The organism is Allokutzneria multivorans (assembly GCF_039537405.1).
Taxonomy (GTDB): Bacteria; Actinomycetota; Actinomycetes; order Mycobacteriales; family Pseudonocardiaceae; genus Allokutzneria; species Allokutzneria multivorans.
The window spans coordinates 45278-68025 of sequence record NZ_BAABAL010000024.1; the positions used below are offsets into that span (position 1 = coordinate 45278).

General features: G+C 69.2%; 9 protein-coding genes (1 of these 9 cut by a window edge). 7 read left to right on the plus strand and 2 right to left on the minus strand.

All coding sequences use genetic code 11. From position 1 onward, the window contains the following. From mbhE to mnhG, 7 genes are read left to right on the plus strand one after another with little or no spacing between them, the layout of a single operon-like run. Positions 1–2274 carry a hydrogen gas-evolving membrane-bound hydrogenase subunit E gene (gene mbhE / locus ABD798_RS34115; protein ID WP_344884637.1) on the plus strand — a complete coding sequence of 758 codons (2274 nt, stop codon included), beginning with the start codon at positions 1–3 and terminating at the stop codon, positions 2272–2274. Beyond that, positions 2271–2765 (plus strand): MnhB domain-containing protein, encoded by a 495-nt coding sequence (locus tag ABD798_RS34120; protein WP_344884640.1) that lies wholly within the window; start codon positions 2271–2273, stop codon positions 2763–2765. The genes mbhE and ABD798_RS34120 overlap by 4 nt, the downstream gene beginning before the upstream one ends. After that, positions 2762–3151, plus strand: a complete 390-nt coding sequence (locus tag ABD798_RS34125) for a Na(+)/H(+) antiporter subunit C (RefSeq protein WP_344884643.1) — start codon at positions 2762–2764, stop codon at positions 3149–3151. The genes ABD798_RS34120 and ABD798_RS34125 overlap by 4 nt, the downstream gene beginning before the upstream one ends. Next, positions 3148–4677 (plus strand): Na+/H+ antiporter subunit D, encoded by a 1530-nt coding sequence (locus ABD798_RS34130; protein WP_344884645.1) that lies wholly within the window; start codon positions 3148–3150, stop codon positions 4675–4677. The genes ABD798_RS34125 and ABD798_RS34130 overlap by 4 nt, the downstream gene beginning before the upstream one ends. After that, positions 4674–5156, plus strand: a complete 483-nt coding sequence (locus tag ABD798_RS34135; RefSeq protein ID WP_344884648.1) for a Na+/H+ antiporter subunit E — start codon at positions 4674–4676, stop codon at positions 5154–5156. Before ABD798_RS34130 ends, ABD798_RS34135 begins: the two co-directional genes overlap by 4 nt. Continuing rightward, positions 5153–5419 carry an MrpF/PhaF family protein gene (locus tag ABD798_RS34140; RefSeq protein WP_344884651.1) on the plus strand — a complete coding sequence of 89 codons (267 nt, stop codon included), beginning with the start codon at positions 5153–5155 and terminating at the stop codon, positions 5417–5419. Before ABD798_RS34135 ends, ABD798_RS34140 begins: the two co-directional genes overlap by 4 nt. Beyond that, on the plus strand, positions 5416–5787 hold the full coding sequence (gene mnhG / locus ABD798_RS34145; protein WP_344884654.1) for a monovalent cation/H(+) antiporter subunit G: 372 nt from the start codon (positions 5416–5418) through the stop codon (positions 5785–5787). The genes ABD798_RS34140 and mnhG overlap by 4 nt, the downstream gene beginning before the upstream one ends. Here mnhG and ABD798_RS34150 read toward each other — a convergent pair. Both ABD798_RS34150 and ABD798_RS34155 read right to left on the minus strand, forming a co-directional pair. Continuing rightward, on the minus strand, positions 5720–6943 hold the full coding sequence (locus tag ABD798_RS34150) for an MFS transporter (RefSeq protein WP_344884657.1): 1224 nt from the start codon (positions 6941–6943) through the stop codon (positions 5720–5722). The two genes, mnhG and ABD798_RS34150, sit on opposite strands and share 68 nt — an antisense overlap. After that, on the minus strand, positions 6940–22748 hold the 3' portion of the coding sequence (locus ABD798_RS34155; RefSeq protein WP_344884660.1) for a non-ribosomal peptide synthase/polyketide synthase. It continues 3541 nt past the right edge of the window; the window shows 15809 of its 19350 coding nt (coding positions 3542–19350); the start codon falls outside the window, past its right edge — the gene reads right to left on this strand; the stop codon is at positions 6940–6942. Before ABD798_RS34155 ends, ABD798_RS34150 begins: the two co-directional genes overlap by 4 nt.

A 22748-nucleotide genomic window follows, 5' to 3' on the forward strand; every position in this document is an offset into this window, starting at 1 on the left:
GTGCTGATTCTGATCGCCGTCCACTTTCTCGTAGCCGCACTGCTTCCCGCCGTCGCGGCGCGCTGGGGCAGGGCCGCGTTCGTGCTCGCCGCGCTGCCCCCGGCCGCCGCGCTCGTGACGGCGCTGTCGTGGTCGGCGACCGTCCTCAATGGATCGCCGCCGACGGAGACGCTGAGCTGGGCGCCGTCGATCGGGCTCGACCTGACGCTGCGGCTGGACCCGCTCTCGCTGCTGATGATCGTCCTGGTGTCCGGGGTCGGCGCGCTGGTCTTCGTCTACTACGCGGCCTACACCCCGCCAGAAGGCATCGGGCGCAACTCCTCGCTGCTGGTGGTCTTCGCTGGGTCGATGCTCGGCTTGGTCACCGCCGACGACGTGTTCTCCCTGTACGTGTTCTGGGAGTTCACCACCGTGTGCTCGTTCCTGCTGGTCGGCGGGGCGGGGCTGACCAAGCTTGCGCGCCGCTCGGCGACGCAGGCGCTGCTGGTCACCGGCTTCGGCGGGCTGACGATGCTGCTGGGGCTGATCCTGCTCGGCACGGCGGCGGGCTCGTTCCGGATCTCCGCGATCGTGGCCTACCCGCCCTCCGGCGCTGTGGTCGAGGTCGCCGTGGTCCTGCTGCTCGTCGGAGCGCTGACGAAGTCCGCCCAGGTGCCCTTCCACCCGTGGCTGCCCGCCGCGATGGTCGCGCCGACGCCGGTCAGCGCCTACCTGCACGCCGCCGCCATGGTGAAGGCCGGTGTGTACCTCGTCGCCCGGTTCGCGCCCGGCTTCGCGGAGCTGCCCGCGTGGTGGATCCCGTTGGTGGTACTGGGTTTGTGGACGATGGTGCTCGGCGGCGTCAGGGCGCTGCGCGAGCACGACCTGAAGAAACTGCTGGCCTTCGGCACGGTCAGCCAGCTCGGGTTCCTGATCGTGCTGCTGGGCGTCGGCGAGCACGTCGCGGCCGTCGCGGGCGCCACGATGGTGCTGGCGCACGGGTTGTTCAAGTCCGCGTTGTTCCTCGCGGTCGGCGTGATCGACAAGCTCACCGGGACCAGGGACGTCCGCGAGCTGTCCGGGCTGGGCAGGCGGTGGCCGGTGTTCACCGGGTTCGTCGTGCTCGCGGCCGCGTCGATGGCCGGAGCGCCACCGCTGCTGGGCTTCGTCGGCAAGGAGGCCGCGTTCCAGGCGCTCCAGGCCGAGCCGCTCGTGCTCGTCGTCCTGGTGCTCGGCTCGGCGCTGACCGTCGCCTACAGCCTGCGGTTCCTCGTCGGCGCTTTCGGCACGAGGCCCGGAGTGTCCCTTGTGGACAGTGAAGGGCCCGGTGCCGCGCTCGCCGCGCCGGTGGCGATCCCCGCGCTGGCCGGGCTCGTGCTCGCCTTCGCGCCGGGGATCGTGGAACCGGTGATCGCGGGCTACGCCTCGGCCTACCCCGTCGCCGAGCCGTACGGACTGGCTCTGTGGCACGGTTTCACGCTGCCGCTGCTGCTGTCCGCGGTGGTGCTCGGCGGCGGTTGGCTGGTGTACCGCTTCGCCACCGGGCGCGCGGGCTGGCTGCCGGAGGCGGTGCACGCGCAGACCGGCTACGACCGCGTGGTGATGGCGCTGGACAGCGTGGCGCGCGGGGTCACCGGCCGGTTGCAGGCCGGTTCGGTGCCGGTCTACCTCGGCGTGATCCTGATGGTCGCGGTCGTGGTGCCGGGCGCGGGACTGCTGGCCGGAGTGGCTCCGCTGCCGCGCATGCAGTGGTTCGACTCGTGGATGCAGGTGCCTCTCGCCATCGTGGTGCTCGTCGCGGCCGGACTCGCGGTGCTGGCGCGGCGCAGGCTGACCGCCGTCCTGGTGACCGGCGTGATCGGCTACGGGATCGGTGCGCTGTTCCTGGTGGACGGCGGCCCGGACCTCGCGCTCGCGCAGTTCCTGGTGGAGTCGCTGACGTTGGTGGTGTTCGTCTTCGTGCTCCGCAGGATGCCGCCGAGGTTCAGCGAGGACCGGCGCCCGCTCAGCGAGGGCAGGTGGGTGAAGGCGGTCGTGGCGTGCGTGGCCGGGACCTTCGTCGCGGTGCTGGCGGTGCTGTTCTCCGCCAACCGGGACGGCCTGCCCGAGGCGAGCGTGGAGTACATCCAGCGCGCGCAGGAGGACGCGGGCGCGAGCAACGTGGTGAACGCGATCATCGTGGACTTCCGCGCCTTCGACACGGTCGGCGAGATCGCGGTGCTGGCGGTCGCGGCGACCGGGGCGGCGAGCCTGATCCTGGCCTCGCACCGGGCCAGGCGGAAGGCGGACCGATGAGCGACAGGGGACCGTGGTGGGAGTGGGACGCCCCGCGCGAGCGGTGGCTGCTCACCGAGCGGGACTGCAACGGCTGGCCGCGCTCGCTGCTGCTGGAGGTGTGCGCGCGGATCGTCTTCCCGACGGTGCTCGTGCTGTCGGTGTACCTGCTCTTCGCCGGGCACAACAACAGCGGCGGCGGCTTCACCGGCGGGCTCGTCGCCGGGCTGGCGTTCGTGCTGCGCTACCTCGCGGGCGGCAAGGTCGAGCTGAGCGCCGTGGTCCGGGTGCGCCCGCCGGTGGTGATCGGCACCGGGCTGAGCATCGCGGTGATCACCGCGCTCGTGCCGACGCTGTTCGGGCTGCCGGTGCTCACCACCGACGTGTGGCAGCTCGGGCCGGTCAAGCTCGCCACCAGCCTGTTCCTGGACGTGGGCGTCTACCTGCTGATCGTGGGCGTGGTGGTCGACCTGCTCGGCACGCTCGGCGTGAGCCTGGAGGAGGACCAGTGACGATCAACATCACCATGGCGGTCCTGCTCGCCGGGCTCTACTCCGTCGGCTTCTACCTGCTGATGCAGCGCTCGCTGATGCGGGTGATCCTGGGCATCGTCATCCTCGGCCATGGCGCCAACCTGTTCCTCCAGGTCGCGGGTGGGCCGCCCGGAGTGCCGCCGTTCGCCGGACTGTCGGCGCCGGAAGCGATGGTCGATCCGCTCCCGCAGGCGATGGCGCTGACCGCGATCGTGATCACCTTCGCGCTGACCACGTTCCTGCTGGCGCTGGCCTTCCGCTCCTTCGTGCTGCTCGGGCACGACGAGGTGCAGGACGACGTCGAGGACCGCCGCGTCGGCACCACCGCCGAGCGCAACGACCTCGTGCAGGAGGCCGCCCCGTGAGCATCCTGGTCGCGCTGCCCGTCCTGCTTCCCCTGCTCGCCGCCGCGTTGTCGTTGGCGTTCAACACCTTCCCGCGCGTGCAGCGCGTGCTCGGCGTGATCGTGCTCTCGGCGATCGTGGTCGACGCGTCGGTGCTGCTCGCGCACGTCGACCGCGCGGGCCCGGCGGTGCTGCGCATGGGCGGCTACAGCCCGCCGATCGGGATCACCCTGGTCGCCGACCGGCTCTCGGCGTTGCTGCTGCTCGTCTCGGCCGTGGTGACGCTGGCCGTGCTGGTGTTCTCGATCGGCCAGCGCATCACCGACTACGGCCGGGGAACGGCGTCGAACACCTTCCACCCCATGTACTTGGTGCTGTGCGCGGGTGTTGCGCTCTGCTACGTCACCGGCGACCTGTTCACGCTGTTCGTCGGCTTCGAGATCATGCTGTCGGCGTCCTACGTGCTGATCACCAGGCGCACCACGGCGCAGCGCGTGCGCGCGAGCATGACCTACGTGATCGTCAGCCTGACCTCCTCGCTGCTGTTCATCACGATGACCGCGCTTGTGTACGCGGCCACCGGCACGGTGAACCTGGCCGACCTCGCGGACAAGGTCGCGCAGCTGCCGCCGGGCATCCGGACCAGCCTCGGGCTGTTCACCGTGGTGGTGTTCGGCATCAAGGCGGCGTTGGTGCCACTGCACTTCTGGCTGCCGGACAGCTATCCCACCGCGCCCGCGCCGGTCACCGCCGTCTTCGCCGGACTGCTCACCAAGGTCGGCGTGTACGCGCTGATCCGGACCCAGACGCTGATCTTCACCAGCGAGGCGATCTGGACGCTGCTGCTGGTGACCGCGCTGCTGACGATGATCGTCGGAGCGCTGGGGGCGCTGGCGCAGAACGACATCAACCGGATGATGTCCTTCCTGCTGGTCAGCCACATCGGCTACATGCTGTTCGGGCTCGCGCTCTACACCGAGATCGGGCTGACCGGCGTGATCCTCTACGTGGTGCACCACATCACCGTGCAGGCGTCGCTGTTCCTCGTCGGCGGTCTGATCACCCGGCACACCGGGACGGTGTCGCTGCGCGCGATGTCCGGTGTGGCCACGGCCTATCCGCTGGTCGCGGTGCTGTTCGCGATCCCGGCGCTGAGCCTGGCCGGGGTGCCGCCGTTCTCCGGCTTCGTCGCGAAGATCGCGTTGCTGCGGGCGGGCGCGGAGTCGGCCACCTTCACCGCCTACCTGGTCACCGGTGCGGCTGTGCTGACGAGCCTGCTCAGCCTGTACGCGGTGACCAAGATCTGGGTCGGCGCGTTCTGGGGCAAGACCCGACCGCCGTACGAGGACCCCGATCCGACCGACGAGGTCACCGTGGGCACCGGCAACACCTCGCGCGGCATGGTCTCCGCGACAGCGGCGCTGGTTGCCGTGGGGGTGGCGATCGCGGTCTTCGCGGGACCGCTGGCCGGGATCAGCGGGCGCGCGGCGAACGACCTGATCGACGGGAAGTCCTACCGCGAAGCCGTTCTGGGAGCCGCCCGATGATCTCGACGTTCGTGTGGCTCGTCGTGGTGTGGCTGATGCTGTGGGGTTCGGTCGACCTGGGGCTGGTGCTGCTCGGCTGCGTGGTGGCGGTGGGCGTGCTGGTGCTCTACCCGCTGCCGCCGGTGCGCTCGCGGATGCTGCGGCGCCCGCACCGCCTGCTCCGGCTCGGGTTGTTCCTGCTGGCCGACCTGGTGACCTCCGGGATCAGGGTCGCGTGGGAGGCGCTGCGCTACGGGCGGAAGGTGCGCGCGGCGGTCATCGCGGTCCCGGTCCTCTCCGACGAGGACTACGTGATCGCCACGGCCGCGAACCTGCTGTCGCTGGGGCCGGGCAAGTTCGTGCTCCAGCTGGACCGGCGCGAGCGGATCTTCTACGTCTACGCGCTCGGGGTGCGTTCGGACGCGGAGGTGGACCGCGCGCGGGAGGACGTGCTCGGCCTGCAACGCCGGGTGATCAAGGCGTTTGGAGAACCGGGATGAGCACTGTCTTCACGATCACCTTCGGGCTGCTGGTGCTGGCCGGAGTGCTGACGCTGGTCCGGCTCGCGCGCGGGCCGAGGACGCTGGACCGCATCCTCGCTGTGGACGTGCTGGTGGTGCTCATCGCCTGCGGGGTCGCCGTCGAGATGGCGGAGTCCGGGCGGGGGATGAACATCGCGCTGCTGCTGGCGATCACGCTGCTGGGCTTCCTCGGCTCGATCGGCGCGGTCCGGCTCATCGAGGACAGGAAGGACCACCGGTGACGAACGTGATCTCCTCCGTCCTCCTGCTCGGCGGCGCGCTGTTCTGCGTGCTCGGCGCGCTGGGCATGCTGCGCCTGCCGGACGTGCCCAGCCGCCTGCAAGCCGCGACCAAGCCGCAGACGCTCGGTTTACTGCTGATCCTCTCGGGCACGGCGTTGCAGCTTCCGCCGTCGTACGCGGTCGGCCTGGCGCTGGTCGCGCTGTTCCAGGTGCTGACCGCGCCGGTGCTCTCGCAGTTCCTCGGGCGCGCCGCCTACCGCACGGGCGCGATCGACAAGTCCACGCTGCTGTGCGACGACCTCAAAGCTGTTCGGGACGGTTCGCGGGATAGCGGCGCAGAGTCGGGTTCAGCGTCACCAGGAGCGTGACCACCGCGATCCCTCCCGTGCAGGTGAGCACGGCCGCGACGGGCGGCAGCGAAGCGGCGAGCTGACCGCCGGCGAGCGAGCCGACGCCGAACGCGGCACCGACCACGAGCGTCAGCACGCTGCCCAGCCTGCCGCGCAGCTCGTCCGGGGTGATCAGCATCTGGTGCGTGCTGATCGTGGTGTTCGCGGTCGGCGCGAGCAGAGCCATCAGTCCGAAGAGGACACCGATCAGGTAGCCGTTGTCGAACAGCAGCGTCAGCGGGGTCAGCACCGTCACGCCCCAGAACACGCCGACGATCGACAGGTACGGGCTCAGCCGCTCGCACAGCGCGGGCGCGAACAGCGAGCCCACGATCCCGCCGACACCGAGCATCGCGGCCATGAACCCCAGTTCCGCCTCGGGGATTCCCCTTCCGTGCGCCAGAACCAGGACCACCAGGTAGAAGCCCGCGAAGAACATGTTCAGCACGGCCGCGCAGATCGTGGTCACGCGGATCTCCTTGCGCTGCCACACCCACCGCAGCCCCTCCGCGATCTCGCGACCAAGATGCGGGTTCTCGGGCTTGACGCGCTCGCGCGGTGGAACGCGCAGGAACAGCAGCGCGACGAACCCGATGACGTGCGTGATCATGTCGAGCAGGAACGGGAAAGCCCTGTTCAGGCCGTAGAGGACACCGCCGAGCGCCTTGCCGCCGGAGTCACCGAGCGCGCTGCGTGCCGCGTTGAGACCGATCGCCGTGGACAGCTGGCTCTCCGCGACGAGGTTCGGCAGGCACGCGTCCTCGGCGGGCTCGAACAGCGCGCGGCAGATGCCCATCACCGCCGCGACGACCACGAGGTGCGGCACGGTCACGGTGCCCCAGAACAGGACCGCGACCAGGCTGCCGAGCGAGACCGCCTGGGCCGCCTCGCACCACACCATGACCTTCTTGCGGTCCCACCGGTCGACCAGCGCCCCGGCGGGCAGGCCGACCAGCACCTGGCCGAGCGACTCCACCGCGACGATCGCGCCCGCCACCACGGGCGAGCCGGTGATCAGCAGCGCCAGCAGCGGGAACGCGAACGAGGTCGCGCTGAAGCCGACCTCGGCCAGCGCCTGGCTGGTCCACAGGATCGTGTAGTTCCTGTTGCGGGACAGGGGAACGGTGGTGGTCATCGGCAGTCCTCGGCGATACCGCGCAGTGCGGCCTCGAAGTCGGCGGCCACGCGCGAGACGGACTCCACGTCGTGGCAGTACCAGGAGAAGCCGAGCACTCCGTCCGTCACCTCGCCGACCACGTCGACCAGGTGGCCCGCGCTGTCTCGTGGGTCCTGGTCGGCGCCGATCGACGGCAGCGCCGCGCGGTAGAGGCTGTGCTCGGTGTCCTGGGCCTTGGAATCGAACTGGCCCAGGTAGTTGAAGGAGATCTTCGGAGCCGGGCCGCCCTCCGGCAGGCCGCCCAGGTAACGCAGCGCGCCGTAGCCGAAGCCGTTGCCCGGCACCTTGCGCAGCTGCTTGCGGACCGACTTGACCAGCTCGCGCCAGCCCCCGTCGGGCACGGTCAACGCGACCGGGTACATCGTGGTGAACCAGCCGACCGTGCTGCTCAGATCGACTCCGTCGAGCACGTCCTCTCGGCCATGTCCTTCCAGCGCAACGGAAACGCGGTCCTCGCCGGTCCACCGGGACAGCGCCCACGCCAACGCCGCGAGCAGCACGTCGTTGATGCGCGTGCGGTAGGCGGTCGGCGCTCCGCGCAGCAGGGCCTCGGTGTCCTCGGGGCTGAGCAGCACCGGGACCGAGCCCGGCTCACCCTGCTTGACGGGCAGGTCGGCGGTGGCCGTCGCAGAGGCCCAGTAGTCGCGCTCGTGGTCGAGGCCGCCGTCCGCGACGTGCGCGGAGAGCTGCTTCGACCAGTCGCGGAACGACGTGGTCTTGCCGCCCAGATCGATCTTCTCGCCGCGCGCCGCCTGCTGGTAGGCGCGGTCGAGGTCGTCGAGCAGGATGCGCCACGACACGCCGTCCACGACGAGGTGGTGCGCGACGAGGAAGAGCCTCTCGTGGTTGAACAGCACCGCCTTGAACAGCGGCCCGGTGCCCAGGTCGAAGCTCGCGTGCACCTCGTCGGCGACCGCCTCCACATCGTCCTCTGTGGACAGTGTGAGGACGTCAACCGGTGCGACGTCCGCGTTGTGCTGGTGCCACTGACCGTCGCGCTGCTCGAAGCGCATGCGCAGCGCGTCGTGCTGCTCCATCAACGCAGTGAGGGCTCGGCGCAGCGCGTCCACGTCGGGCCGCTCCGCCAGCTCCACGAAATGGGACTGGTTGAAGTGGTGCGGGTTCACGCGGTCCGAGCCGAAGAACCAGTGCTGGATCGGCGTCAGCGGGACCTCGCCCACCACGGCCGCGCGGTCGGCTTCGTCCTGCGCGGTCGTGACGTGCGGCGCGAGCGCGCTGATCGTCTGGTGCAGGAACAGCTCCTTGGTGGCCAGCCGGAGTCCGGACTGCCTGGCCCGCGAGGAGACCTGGATGCTCAGGATCGAGTCACCGCCGAGGCTGAAGAAGTTGTCCTCCACGCCGACCCGCTCCAGGCCGAGCACGTCGGCCCAGATCTCGGCCAGCGCCTGCTCGACCGGAGTGCGCGGCGCGACGTACTCCGCCTGCGCGGCGCTGAAGTCCGGCTCCGGCAACGCCTTGCGGTCGAGCTTGCCGTTCGAGGTCATCGGGATCGCGTCCAGCTCCACGAACGCCGACGGCACCATGTACTCCGGCAACCGCTCCGCGAGGTGCTCCCGAAGCTCTCCGACACTGACCCCCAACGGCCCCTTTGACGCGTTGGGAGCCCTGAACGACCCGTTTGGTGCGTTGAGCGCGCTGAACGGGTCGTTCAGTGCGTTAGACGCGTCAAAGGAGGCGTTGATGTTGGGGACCACGTAGGCGACGAGGCGGTTGGCCAGGGCGACGACCGCGGCCTGGGTGATGCCGGGGTGGGCGAGGAGCGCGGTTTCGATCTCGCCTAGTTCGATGCGGAAGCCGCGGATCTTGACCTGCTCATCCGCTCGGCCGACGAAGTGCAGCTCTCCGGACAAGGTCCAGCGGACGACGTCGCCGGTGCGGTACATCCGCGAGCCCGCGCCTTCGAAGGGGTTGGCGACGAACCGTTCTGCGGTGAGGCCGGGCCGGGCGAGGTAGCCGCGCGCGAGGCCGACTCCTGCGACGTACAGCTCACCGGGAACGCCGACGGGCACCGGGTTGAGCGCCGCGTCGAGCACGTAGACCCGGGTGTTGGGGATCGGGCGGCCGATGGGCGGGTGCGCTCCGGGAACCAGCGGCTGACTCCACGTCGTGACCACTGTGGACTCGGTGGGGCCGTAGGCGTTGATCATCCGACGGCCGGGAGCCCACTTCGCGGTCAGCTCGGCCGAGCACGCGTCACCGCCGACCACCAGGCTGCGCAAGGACGACAGCTCATCGTCCACAGTGGCCAGTGCGACCGGCGGGATCAACGCGTGGGTCACACCGTGCGTGTTGATCACCTCGGCGAGCTGGTCGCCGAGCAGGGGGCCGGGTGGCGGGACGACGAGCGCGGCGCCCGTCGGCAATGCCATGCACAGCTCCAGCACGGAGGCGTCGAAGCTGGGGGAAGAGAACTCCAGCACGCGATCGCCCGCCCGCACGTCGAAGCGTTCGGCCTCGGCGGCGGCGAAGCTCGCGAGCCCCTTGTGCGAGACCACAACCCCCTTCGGGCGTCCGGTGGAACCCGACGTGTAGATCACGTAGGCCGCGTTCTCCGTGCTCACCACGACATCCAGGTTCGAATCGTCCATAGTGGACGAGTCTGGGAGTTCACGGAGGACGAGCACGGGCTTCGCGTCGTCAAGCATGAAGTCGATCCGCTCGGCCGGATACGCCGGGTCGACGGGCAGGAACGCCGCGCCGGTCTTCGCGACTGCCAGCTCAGCCACGATGATGTCCACCGAGCGCGGCAGTGCGATCGCGACGATCCGCTCCGGGCCAGCACCACGGCTGACGAGCACGCGAGCCAAGCGGTTGGCGCGCGCGTTCAGCTCGGCGTAGCTCAGTGAGCCGCCGTCGTGGACCAGCGCGGGCTCGTCGGGTGTCCTGGCGACCTGGGCCTGCACCAGCTCCGCGAACGTCGCTTCCTTGATCTCCCGCGCGGTGTCGTTCCACTCGGTGATCACGCGGTGCTCTTCGCCCTCGGTGAGCACGGGCAGCTGCGACAACGGCCGCTCGGGGTTGGTCGCGATGCCGTGCAGCACAACGGAGAGCTGGTCGGCCAGCCGCTGGACCGTGGCGTGGTCGAACAGGTCCGCGTTGTAGTTGATCACACCGGTGAGGTCGGGTTCGTAGAACTCCACCGTGAGGTCGAAGCTTGCCGTCGTCACCGGCAGCTCGACGTCCTCCGCCTCCAAGCCGATCAAGCCTTCGCTGTGGCCCGGCACGTTCTGCAGCACCACCATGGTCTGGAACAGCGGCGTCCTGCTGGTGTCGCGGTCGGGCTGCACGGCGTCGACCACGCGCTCGAACGGCACCTCCTGGTTGGCGAAGGCGTCGAGCACCGTCGTCTTCACGTCACTGAGGAACTCCGTGAACGTCCGTTGAGTATCCACAGTGGACCGCAGCGTGAGGGTGTTGACGAAGAACCCGACCAGCCGCTCCAGTTCGGCGCGCTCACGGCCAGAGGCGACCGTGCCCACTGCGACGTCGCGCTGGCCGGACCAGCGGTGGAACAACACCTTGCACGCGGCCACGAGTGCCATGAACAGCGTGCCGTCCTGCCGTCGCGCGAGGTCTCGGAGCTTGTCGGCCACGACCGCGGGTACGGCGAACTCCACGTTGCCGCCGGTGGTGGTGTGCACGGCGGGGCGTGGGCGATCGGTCGGCAGCTCCAGCGGTGCGACGCCGTCGAGCTTGTCCTTCCAGTACCCGAGCTGCGTGTCCAGCACCTCGGTCCGGCTCCGCTGCCACGCGGCGAAGTCGGCGTACTGCACGGGCAGCTCCGGCAGCTCCGGCCGCACGCCCAGCAGCTCTGACCGGTACAGCTCGGCCAGGTCACCCATGATCACTCCGGCGGACCAGCCGTCGGTGACGATGTGGTGCATGCTCAGCGCGAGCACGTGCTCCTTCGGCCCGGTCCGGAACACCGTCGCGCGCAGCAATGGCCCGGTCTTGAGGTCGAACGGTTTCGTGCTCTCCTCAGCCAGCGCCGCGTCCAGGTCCTTCGTGTCGATCACCGGAATTCGGATCGGCACAGCCGCGTGGATGCGCTGAACACCATGCCCGTCGACGGCTTCGAAGGTCGTGCGCAACGACTCGTGCCTGGCGATCAGGTGTGACATCGCGCGGCTCAACGCGGCCACGTCGAGGTCGCCGCGCAGGCGGACGGCGAGCGGCGTCAGGTACTCCGTGTTGTCCGGGTCGAAGTCGTTGAGGAACCACAACCGCTGCTGCGCGAACGACAACGCGAGATCACCGTCACGCGGCACGACGGGGATCGCCTCCGCCGCGCTCTGCCCAGTGATCGCCGCAGTCAGCTCCGCGACCGTCGGGGCCGTGAACAGCTCGCGCGGCGAGATCTCCATGCCGAACGCCGCGCGCACGCGAGCCGCCACGCGGATGCTCAGGATCGAGTCGCCGCCGAGGGTGAAGAAGTTGTCGTGCACGCTGACCGAGCCACCCAGCACCTCGGCCCAGATGCCAGCCATCGTGCGCTCGTCGTCCGTGCGCGGCGCCACCCCGTCGGTCGCCTCCCACTCCGGCGCGGGCAGGGCCTTGCGGTCCAACTTCCCGTTCGCCGTCATCGGCAGCTCGCTCAACTCCACGAACGCCGACGGCACCATGTACTCCGGCAACCGCTCCGCAAGGTGCTCCCGAAGCTCATCGACAACGATCCCCAACGCCCCCTTTGACGCGTTGGGAGCCCTGAACGACCCGTTTGGTGCGTTGAGCGCGCTGAACGGGTCGTTCAGTGCGTTAGACGCGTCAAAGGAGGCGTTGATGTTGGGGACCACGTAGGCGACGAGGCGTTTGAGCCCGGGGGTGTCCTCGCGGGCGATCACCGCGGCGCGAGCCACGGAGGGGTGGGTGAGGAGGGCGGTCTCGATCTCGCCGAGTTCGATGCGGAAGCCGCGGATCTTGACCTGCTCGTCGACTCGGCCGACGAAGTGCAGTTCGCCGGAGGTCGACCAGCGCACGACGTCGCCGGTGCGGTACATCCGCGAACCGGGCGCGTCGAAGGGGTTGGCGACGAACCGGGACGAGGTCAGGCCGGGGCGGGCGAGGTAGCCGCGCGCGAGGCCGACTCCGGCCACGTACAGCTCACCGGCGACGCCGGACGGCACGGGGCGCAGCGCCGAGTCCAGCACGTAAGCGCGGGTGTTGCGGATCGGGCCACCGATCGCGGGAACAGCGCCGGGAACGAGCGGAGAACTCCACGTCGACACAACGGTCGCCTCAGTAGGACCGTAGGCGTTGATCATGCGACGGCCGGGAGCCCAGCGCGCGACCAGGTCGGCCGAGCACGCGTCGCCGCCGACGACCAAGGTGCGCAGCGAAGGCAGCTCACTGTCCACAGTGGCCAGTGCGACCGGTGGGATCAGCGCGTGGGTCACGCCGTGCGTGTTGATCACGGACGCGAGCTGGTCGCCGAGCAGCGGGCCGGGCGGCGGCACGACGAGCGCGGCGCCCGAGGTGAGCGCCATGCACAGCTCCAGCACGGACGCGTCGAAGCTCGGCGAGGAGAACTCCAGCACGCGGTCGCCGGGCGAAACCTCGAAGTGTGAGACCTCGGCGGAAGCGAAGCTGGCCAGCCCCGCGTGTGAGACCGCGACGCCTTTGGGCTTCCCCGTGGAGCCCGATGTGTAGATCACGTAGGCGGTGTTCGACGGCCGCAGGTCAACCACCGGATCGCTCTCGTCATCAGAGATGTCGAGCAGATCCCTCAGCACGACCATCGGACGGGAGTCCTCCAGCATGAACGCGATGCGCTCGGCCGGGTAGTCCGGGTCGATCGGCAGGTAGGCCGCGCCGGTCTTCATCACCGCGAGCTGCGCCACGATGATGTCCACGGAGCGAGGCAGGACAAGCGCGATCAGCTCCTCCGGCCCAGCACCCAGCGCGATCAGCTTGTGGGCCAAGCGGTTCGCGCGGGTGTTCAGGTCCGAATAGGACAGAACGGTGTCACCGAGCACGGCTGCGGCGGACGGCGTCCGTGCGACCTGAGCGCGGAACAGCTCCGGGAACGTTGCGGGAGCAACCTCGTGAGCGGTGGAGTTCCACTCGATCAGAACTCGTTCCCGGTCGGCGACCGAAACCCACGGCAGCTCGCCGAGCGGGCGATCCGGGTTCTCCGCGATCGCGGTCAGCAGAATCTCCAGCCGTGCCGCGAGAGTGTCCATAGTGGACGAATCGAACAGCTTCGGGTCGTAGGCCAGCTCCACCCGTAGCACGGGGTTGTCGTCGTCCAGGTAGGCCGCGACGCTGAGCGGGAAGTTGGTGGTGTCCAAGCCCTCTGCCGCACCGAGCTTCGGAGCGCCCTCAAGGCTGTCGTCGCCCATCGGGTAGTTCTCGAACGCCAGCATGCTGTCGAAGAGCCGCGCTCCGCCGACGATGTTCTGCAACTGCGCGAGCGAGACGAAGTCGAACCGGCGCGAGTCGCTCTGCTCCACCTGCAACGACCGCAGCCACGCCAGCGCGTTCTCGTTGTCCCGCACGCGAACCCGCGTCGGCACGGTGTTGATGAACATGCCCACGATCGACTCGACCCCGGGAAGCTCGGCCGGGCGTCCGGAGACCGTCGTGCCGAACACCACGTCCTGTTCGCCGCTGTACCGGGCCAGCAGCAATGCCCACGCACCCTGGACCAGCGTGTTCACGGTCAGGCCGCCGGAGCGCGCGACCGCGTTGAGCTTGTCGGCCCGCACGTCCAGCTGCACCGAGGCCGAGGACTCCGAGCGGTGCGCGTCCACCGGTGCGCGGTCGAACGGCAGCGGCGTCGGGTTCTCGAAGCCTGCCAGCACACCGCGCCAGTGCTCGGTCGCGGCGTCCGGAGACTGCTCGCCGAGCCAGCGGAGGTAGTCGGAGAACGGCCGCCTCGGCTCGGGGGAGGGCTTGCCGACGTACGCCTCCATGACCTCGCCGAAGACCTGCGAGGTGCTCCAGCCGTCGAGCAGGATGTGGTGCGAGGTCCACAACAGGTCGACCTCGTCGTCGGAGACGCGCCCGATCGTCAACCGCATCAGCGGCGCGACGGACATGTCCATGCCAGCTTCGCGATCGGCCTCAGTGTCCACAGTGGAGTAGCTGATCGGCAGCACCACGTCGGGGTGCACGACCTGCACCGGCTCGTCGACTCCCTGCCACACCACGGACGTGCGCAGGATTGGCGTGCGGTCGACCACGCGCTGCCACGCCTCGCCGAGCCTGCGCGGGTCGGAGACGCCGGACAGCCGCATCCTGGTCTGGTTGAAGTAGGCGGTGGTGTCGGTGTCCACCAAGGTGTGGAACAACATTCCCGCCTGCAAAGGCGTCAGCGGGTAGATGTCCTCGGCGTCACCGATCGCGTCGACCTGCGCCTGGGTGAGCTTCGCCAGCGGGAAGTCCGACGGCGTGCAGCCACCGACGCCGGGCTGGGAGCAGTGCTCGATGATCTCGCGGAGCGCCTGCGTCGTCGCCTCGGCGAGCCTGCGCACGGTGGCTTCGTCGTGGACCTCGGCGGAGTACTCCCAGTCCAGCTGGAGCACGCCGTCCTCGACGCCGCCGGTGACGTCGAGCAGGTGCCCGCGCTCGGCGTCGTCGGGCTGGTTCTGGCCGATCTCCTCGCAGCGAGCCCGGATCAGGCCGCTCGCGTCCTCGCCGCCGATGTCGAACGAGCCGTGGTAGTTGAAGCAGATCTCAGGCAGGTCGTGCCCGTCCAGCTCGCTGCGCAGGTAGCGCAGCGCCTCGAAGCTGAGGCCGCGATGGGGGACCGCGCGGAGCTGTTCCTTGACGGACTTGAGCACCGTGCCCCAGTCGCCGCTCGGCACGGCCAGCGCGAGCGGGAACTGGCTCGTGAACCAGCCGACCGTCCGCGAGAGGTCGACCCCGTCGATGATCTCTTCTCGGCCGTGCCCCTCCAGTGCGATCCGCGCGGTACCGGAGCCCGTCCAGTCCGCGACGGCTCGCCCGAGCGCGCTCAGCAGAACGTCGTTGACCTGCGTCCGGTAGACACCGGGAACGTTGTGCAGCAACGCATCCGTCTCGGCCTTGGTGAGGCTGACGGAGACGCTGCGCGCCGAGCTGACCGTGTTACCACCGCTGTGGTCGACCGGAATCGCCTCAGCGGTGGGCAGCGCCGACCAGTAGGCGAGCGCGTCGTCAAGGCGTCCACTCTGGACGTGGTCGGCGAGGCGCTTGGCCCAGCTGCGGAAGCTCGTGCTCTTGACGCCAAGGTCGATCGGCTTGCCCAGGGACGCCTGGGAATAGGCGGTTTCCAAGTCCTCCAACAGGATTCGCCAGGACACGCCGTCGATCACGAGGTGGTGCGCCGCAATGAACAGACGCGGCACCGGTTCACGGAACAGGATCGCCTGGAACAGCTGTCCAGTGTGGACGTCCATTGTGGACTGAACGGCGTAGGCGTCGTCGCCGATGGACAGGACGTCGTAGTCCTCGCCGAGGTCCTGGCTCAGCCCGTCGAACTTGCTGCGCAGTGCTTCATGGTGCTGTGCAACGGAGTTCAGCGCGGTCCTCAGGGCGCTCTCGTCGACATCGGGGTCGAGCGAGACGTGCATGGACATCGTGTAGTGCTTCGCCGGGTCCTGCGTGGCGAAGAACCACCGCTGGATCGGCGTCAGCGGCACCGGCCCAGTGATCACTTCGTCGACGCGCTCGACCACCGCGTCGGGGGTGACGCCGACCGCGAGTTCGGCGACGGTCTGCCGGAGGAAGATGTCCTTCGAGGTGATCCGCAAGCCGGCCTGCCGCGCGCGCGAGACGACCTGCATGCTCAGGATCGAGTCGCCACCGAGCGCGAAGAAGTTGTCCCGCGCTCCGACCCGCTCCACGCCGAGCACGTCGCCCCAGATCGCGGCCAGCTGCGCCTCAACTCCGGCCTTCGGCGCGACGAAGCCCGCATCCGACTGCGCCTCCACATCGGGCAGCGCCCGCCGATCGATCTTCCCGCTGGGCGTCAACGGCATCGCGTCCAGCACGACGAAGGCGCCCGGCACCATGTACTCCGGCAGCCGCTCCCCAAGACGTTCGCGCAGCTCGTCGACAACGATCCCCAACGGCTCCTTTGACGCGTTGAACGCACTAAACGACCCGTTCGGGGCTTCCAACGCACTGAACGGGTCGTTCAGCGCGTTAGACGCACCAAAGGAGGCGTTGGTGGTGGGGGCGACGTAGGCGATGAGGCGGTTGCCGCGGGCGAGGACTGCGGCGGAGCCGACGGAGGGGTGGGCGAGGAGGGCGGTCTCGATCTCGCCGAGTTCGATGCGGTGGCCGCGGATCTTGACCTGGTTGTCGGTGCGGCCGAGGTATTCGAGCACGCCGGAGCCGGTCCAGCGGACGCGGTCGCCGGTGGCGTACATGCGAGCACCGGTCTCGAACGGGTTGGCGACGAAGCGTGACGCGGTCAGGCCCGGACGGTTGAGGTAGCCGCGCGCCAGCTGAACACCGGACAGGTACAGCTCGCCGGGCACGCCGATCGGGGCGGGGCGCAGCGCGGCGTCCAGCACGTAAGCCTGGAGGTTGCGCAGCGGGCGGCCGATCACGGGGCGAGAACCGGTCAGACGCGTGGACACCGAGTCGACGGTGACCTCTGTCGGGCCGTAGTAGTTGTACGTCGCGGTTGTGTCCACAGTGGACAGCTCGCGCCACAGCGGTTCGCTGACCGCCTCTCCGCCGAGCGACAGGACCTTCGGCTTGTGCGAGCCGGAGAGCAAGCCCGCCGGGATGAGCTGCTGCGCGTAGGAGGAGGTGAGGTCCAGGAAGTCGATCTCGTGCTGCTGGACGTACTCCGTGAACAGGTGCGGCTCCATGCGGACCGCGTCGGAGATCACATGCAGCTCGTGGCCGTCGGCGAGCAGCACCAAGCCTTCGAGTGAGGTGTCGAAGGAGAACACGGCCGACAACGCGACGCGCAGGCGCTCGCCGCCCGCATCGGCGACGAAGTCGTTGCGGTGGCTGACGAGCAGGTTCACCAGGCCCGCGTGCGCGACGACGACACCCTTCGGCGTGCCAGTGGAGCCGGAGGTGTAAATGACGTAGGCGGCATGCGAGGGAAGCGGTTCGGGAAGCTCCTCCATCGGGTCCACAGTGGACGGGAGCGACGTCAGCACGAGCGCGGGGCGGGCGTCGGAGAGCATGAAGTCGATGCGCTCGGCGGGCAGCTTCGGGTCGATCGGCAGGTAGGCCGCGCCCGCCTTGAGCACCGCGAGGATCGCGATCACCATGTCCGCCGAGCGCGGAAGGCGCAGCGCGACGATCTTCTCCGGGCCCGCGCCGTCAGCGATGAGCCGGTGCGCGAGGCGGGTGGTCAGAGCGTCCAGCTCGCCGAAGGTATAGCGCTGCTCCTCGAACACCAGCGCGGTGGCGTTCGGTGTGCGCGCTGCCTGCGCCTGGAACATCGCGGGGAAGGTCGACGCGGGCACGTCGAAGCCCGTGTCGTTCCACGTGGTCAGGACACGCGTGCGCTCCGCCTCGGTGGTCAACGGCAGGGCGGAGAGCGCGCGGTCCGGGTCGGCGGCGATCGCGGTCAGCAGCACGATGAGGTGCTCGGTGAGCCGCGCGATCGTCGGCTCGTCGAACAGCTCGGTGCTGTACTCGATCGCACCGAGCAGGACAGGACCGGCTTCCTGGAACTCCACGGTGATGTCGCACGTGGATGTCACGACCGGCAGCTGCACCTGCGAAACGTCGAGCCCAGCGAGATCGGGGACCTCGCTCGCGGTGTTCTGCAGCAGCACCATCACGTCGAACAGCGGGTTGCGGCTCGGGTCGCGGTCGGGCTGGAGCGCGTCGACCACGCGTTCGAACGGAACGTCCTGGCGGGCGAAGGAGTCCAGCACCGTGCGGCGGACTTCGCTGAGGAATCCGGTGAACGTGCTTGAAAGGTCCACAGTGGACCGCAGAACGAGCGTGTTGATGAAGAAGCCGATCACGCGCTCCAGCTCGGCGCGCTCACGGCCGGAGGCGACGGTGCCAACGGCGATGTCGTCCTGCCCGGAGTAGCGGGCGAACAACACCTTGCACGCGGCGAGCAGCGTCATGAACAGCGTGCCGTCCTGCGCCGTGCCGAGCTGCTTGAGCCGCGCGAGCACCTCGGCGGGAACCACGAACTCGTACATCGCCCCGGCCGCACCGCGCACGGCGGGACGAACGTGATCAGTCGGCAGGTCAAGGGGTTCGACGCCGGTCAGCTGCTGCTTCCAGAAGTCGAGCTGGTCGGCCACCATCGGCGCGGACAGCTGCTCGCGCTGCCACTGCGTGAAGTCGACGTACTGCAACGGCAGCTCGGGCAGGTCGCGGCCCGCGTACAAGCTGCTCAGCTCGTCGGTGAGCACGGCCGTGGACCAGCCGTCGGTGATGATGTGGTGCAGCACAACGAGGAGCACGTGCTCGTCGGCCGCGAGGCGGAGCAACCGCGTGCGGATCAGCGGCCCGTTGCGGAGATCGAACGGGGTGCTGTTCTCCTCGGTGAGGATCGCTTCGAGCTCTCCGGCGGCGATGTCCTGCACCGGCACGCTGATCTCGAAGGGCGGCCTGACGATCTGCACGCCGTCGTCGAAGACCGTGCGCAGGGACTCGTGGCGCGCGACGAGCGTGGTCAGGGCGCTGTTGAGGGCGTCAACGTCGAGCTTGCCGCGCAGGCGGAGAGCGGTCGGCGTGATGTAGTCCGTGCTGTCGGGCTCGAACTGGTCGAGGAACCACAACCTCTGCTGCGCAAAGGACTGCGGCGCGCGGCCGTCTTCGGTCCGGTTGACGACGGGGATTGCTGCGGCCTTGGTCTTCGGCAGCGCGGCGGCCAGCCCGGCGACCGTGGGGTTGCGGAAGACCGCGCGCGGGGACAGGTGCACGCCGAAGGCTTCGCGAAGTTTGGAGATCACGCGGATGCTCAGGATGGAGTCGCCGCCGAGGGCGAAGAAGTTGTCCTCCGCGCCGACCCGCTCCACACCGAGCACCTCGGCCCACGCGTCCGCGATGACCTGCTCGGTCTCGTTGCGAGGCTCGACGTAGACCGTGTCCGACTGCACCTCGACATCCGGTAGCGCCCGCCGATCGATCTTGCCGCTGGGCGAGAGCGGCATCGCGTCGAGCACGACGAACGTCGACGGAACCATGTACTCCGGGAGGCTCCGCGCGAGGTGTTCGCGCAGGTCGGTGGCGGTGGAGACGGTGTAGGCGATGAGGCGGTTGGCGCGCGCGATGACGGCGGCCTCGCTCACCGACGGGTGGGCGAGGAGGGCGGCCTCGATCTCGCCGAGCTCGATGCGGAAGCCGCGCACCTTGACCTGGCTGTCGGTGCGGCCCAGGTACTCCAAAGCGCCAGCGGAGGTCCAGCGGACGCGGTCCCCGGTGGCGTACATGCGAACGCCGGGCTCGAAGGGGTTCGCGACGAACCGGGAAGCGGTCAGCCCGGGCCGGGCGAGGTAGCCGCGCGCGACCTGCGGCCCGGCGAGGTACAGCTCACCCGGCACGCACGGCGGAACCGGGCGCAGCGCGGAGTCCAGCACGTAAGCGCGGACGTTGCGGATCGGCGAACCGATGACGGGCTCAGAATGCGAGGCCAGAGGCGCGAAAACAGCGTCCACTGTGGTCTCAGTGGGGCCGTAGTAGTTGTAGCCGGTGACCTCCGACTCGCGAACTTCCTGCCACAGCGGCGCGTTCGTGGCCTCGCCACCGAGCATCAGCGTGCGCAGGCCGGAGCGCAGTAGGCCCGCCGCGATCAGTTGCTGGGCGTAGGACGGCGTGAGGTCCATGAAGTCGATGCCGTGCGTGGACACGTAGTCGACCAGGGCAGGGGGATCGAGGCGGAGATCGTCATCGATGATGTGCAGTTCCTGGCCTGCGGCAAGGAAGATCGGGCCTTCCCACGAGGTGTCGAACGAGAACACCGCCGTGACAGCAGCCTTCACGCGGCCCGACTCCGCCAACGGAGCGATGAGGTCGCGAGCGTGCCCGTGGTAGAGGGTCGCGAGGTTGCCGTGGGAGACAACGACACCCTTGGGCTTGCCGGTGGAACCCGAGGTGTAGATGACGTACGCGGCGTTGTCCGGGCCGATCACGACACCGGGATTGCTTGACGGCTGATCGGAGGAGTCGGGCAGCTCGGAGAGCACGAGCGTGGGCGCGGCGTCGGAGAGCAGGAATTCCAGACGCTCAGCAGGAAGCTCGCGGTCGAGTGGCAGGTGCACCGCGCCCGCCTTGAGCACGCCCAGGATGCCGACGATCATGTCGGCAGTGCGCGGCAACCGGAGTCCGATGACCTTCTCCGGTCCGGCACCCATCGAGATCAGCTTGTGCGCCAGGCGGTTCGCGCGCTCGTTCAGCTCACAGTACGTGAGCTGAGAGTCACGGATGACCACGGCGGTGGCGTCCGGCGTCAGGGCAGCCTGGTGCTCGAACACCGCCGGGAACAACGCCGACGGGGTCTCCCACGTGGTGTCGTTCCACGCCGTCAACACACGCTGGCGCTCGTCGGCGGAGAGCCAGCTGAGCGAGGCCAGCGGACGGTTGGCGTCCTCGGCGATCTCGCACAGCAGCATCCGCAGCCAGCCCGCGATGCGCTCAGCCGTCGAAGCGTCGAACAGTCGCGGATCGTAGGCGAGGTCGAAGTTCAACCGGTCGACGAGGTGCGCGGTCAGCGTCAGGGGCAGGTTCGTGGTGTCCAATGCGGACACATTGGCGACGCGAACGCCTTCGCCCGTGTTCTCCTCGAAGGGATAGTTCTCGAAGACCAGCACGCTGTCGAAGAGGGTGGTGCCGCCGACGTAGCCCTGAAGCTGCGCAAGGGAAACGTAGTCGTAGCGGCGCGACTCACTCTGCGAAGCCTGGAGCGAGCGGAGCCACTCGGCGGTGTTCCGCGCACTGTCCACGGTGGTCCGAGTCGGCACGGTGTTGATGAACATGCCGACCATCGACTCAACGCCGACAAGCTCGTCCGGCCGACCCGAAACCGTGCTGCCGAAGGTCACATCGCGGGAGTCGCTGCACCGCGACAGCAGCAGCGCCCATGCGCCGGAGACGACGGTGTTGACCGTGAGACCGTTGCTCTGCGCGATGGTGCGCAGCCGCGCGGACTCCTCCGCCGACAGCGACACGCGCACAGCCGAAGTGCCCTCGGCGCGGTGGGCCTCGGTGGGCTGGCGGTCGTAGGGGAGCGGAGTCGGGGACTCGAAGCCCTCCAGTACGCCGCGCCAGTGCTCAGCCGCCGCCGACGTGGACTGCGCGTCGAGCCACCGAAGATAGTCGCGGAAAGGGCGGCGCGCGGGCGGCGTGCGCTTGCCCGCGTACACATCGCAGACCTCGCCGAAGACCTGCGCGGTGCTCCAGCCGTCGAGCAGCACGTGGTGCGAGGACCAGATCAACAGAACGCGGTCATCGGTGTAGCGCGCGATTGCCACGCGCATGAGCACGTCCGCGTTGAGGTCCATTCCCTCAGCACGATCGTCGGCAAGCACCCGAGAGAGTTCCAGTGAGCGGTCCTCTTCGGACAGTCCGCGCCAGTCGAAGTGCTTGACCGGCAACGTGATCTCGCGGCGAACGACTTGGACGGGCTCGTCGACACCCTCCCAGACCACGCCGCTGCGCAGGATCGGGTTGCGGTCCACCACGGTCTGCCAGGCTTCGCCGAGAAGACGCGGGTCGGAGACGCCGTCCAGCGTCAGCCGGATCTGGTCCACGTACACGCCGGACGCCGAGTCCACGAGACTATGGAACAGCATTCCCGCCTGCAAAGGCGTCAGGGGATAGATGTCCTCGACGTTCGCGCCAGTGCCCGCGATGCGGTCCACCTGCGGCTGTGTGAGCTTGGCCAGCGGGAAGTCCGACGGGGTGCGCCCGCCGGCTCCGGAACGTCCACAGTGGACGACGATCTCCCTGAGCGCGGACACGGTCTGCTCGGCGACGCGGCGCACCGTGCGCTCGTCATGCACGTTCTCCGAGTAGATCCAGGTCAGCTCCAGCTCGCCGTTCTCCACCACTCCGGCGACGTCGAGCAGGAACGTGCGTGTCTCGGTGGGCGCGAGGTCCTGACCGACCGCGTCGTGGCGCTCGCGGAAGAGCCCGTCCGAGCCCACGTCGAACTGACCGTGGTAGTTGAAGCTCACGCCGGGCAGCTCGTGCTTGTCGAGCCCACCCTTGAGGTAGCGCAACGCCTCGAAGCTCAGGCCACGGTGTGGCACGGCGCGCAGCTGTTCCTTGACGGACTTGAGCACCGTGCCCCAGTCCTCGGCGGGCATGCTCAGCGCGACGGGGAACTGCGTGGTGAACCAGCCGATCGTGCGCGAGAGGTCGATGCCGTCGATGATCTCCTCGCGGCCATGGCCCTCCAGCGCCACGGACACCGTTCCCTCGCCCGTCCACCACGACAGGGCTCGGCCGAGCGCGCTGAGCAGCACGTCGTTGACCTGAGTCCGGTACACGCCAGGCACGTGGTGCAGCAGCGCGTCGGTCTCGCCCTTGGTGAGCCGAAGGGAAATGCTGCGTGTGGAGCCGGCCGTGTTCGGGCCGTCGCGGTCCACCGGTAGAGGGACGTTTGTTGGCAGGCTCGTCCAGTACGCCAGGTCGTCGTCCAGCGCTCCGTCAGCGACGTGCGCGGACAGTGCGTGCGACCACTGACCGAAGGAGGTCCCGACCGGCTCCAGTTCCGGGGCGGAGCCCGCGCGGATCTGGTCGTAAGCGGTTTCCAGGTCCTGCAACAGGATGCGCCAGGACACGCCGTCCATGGCGAAGTGGTGCACGGTCAGGAACAGCTTCG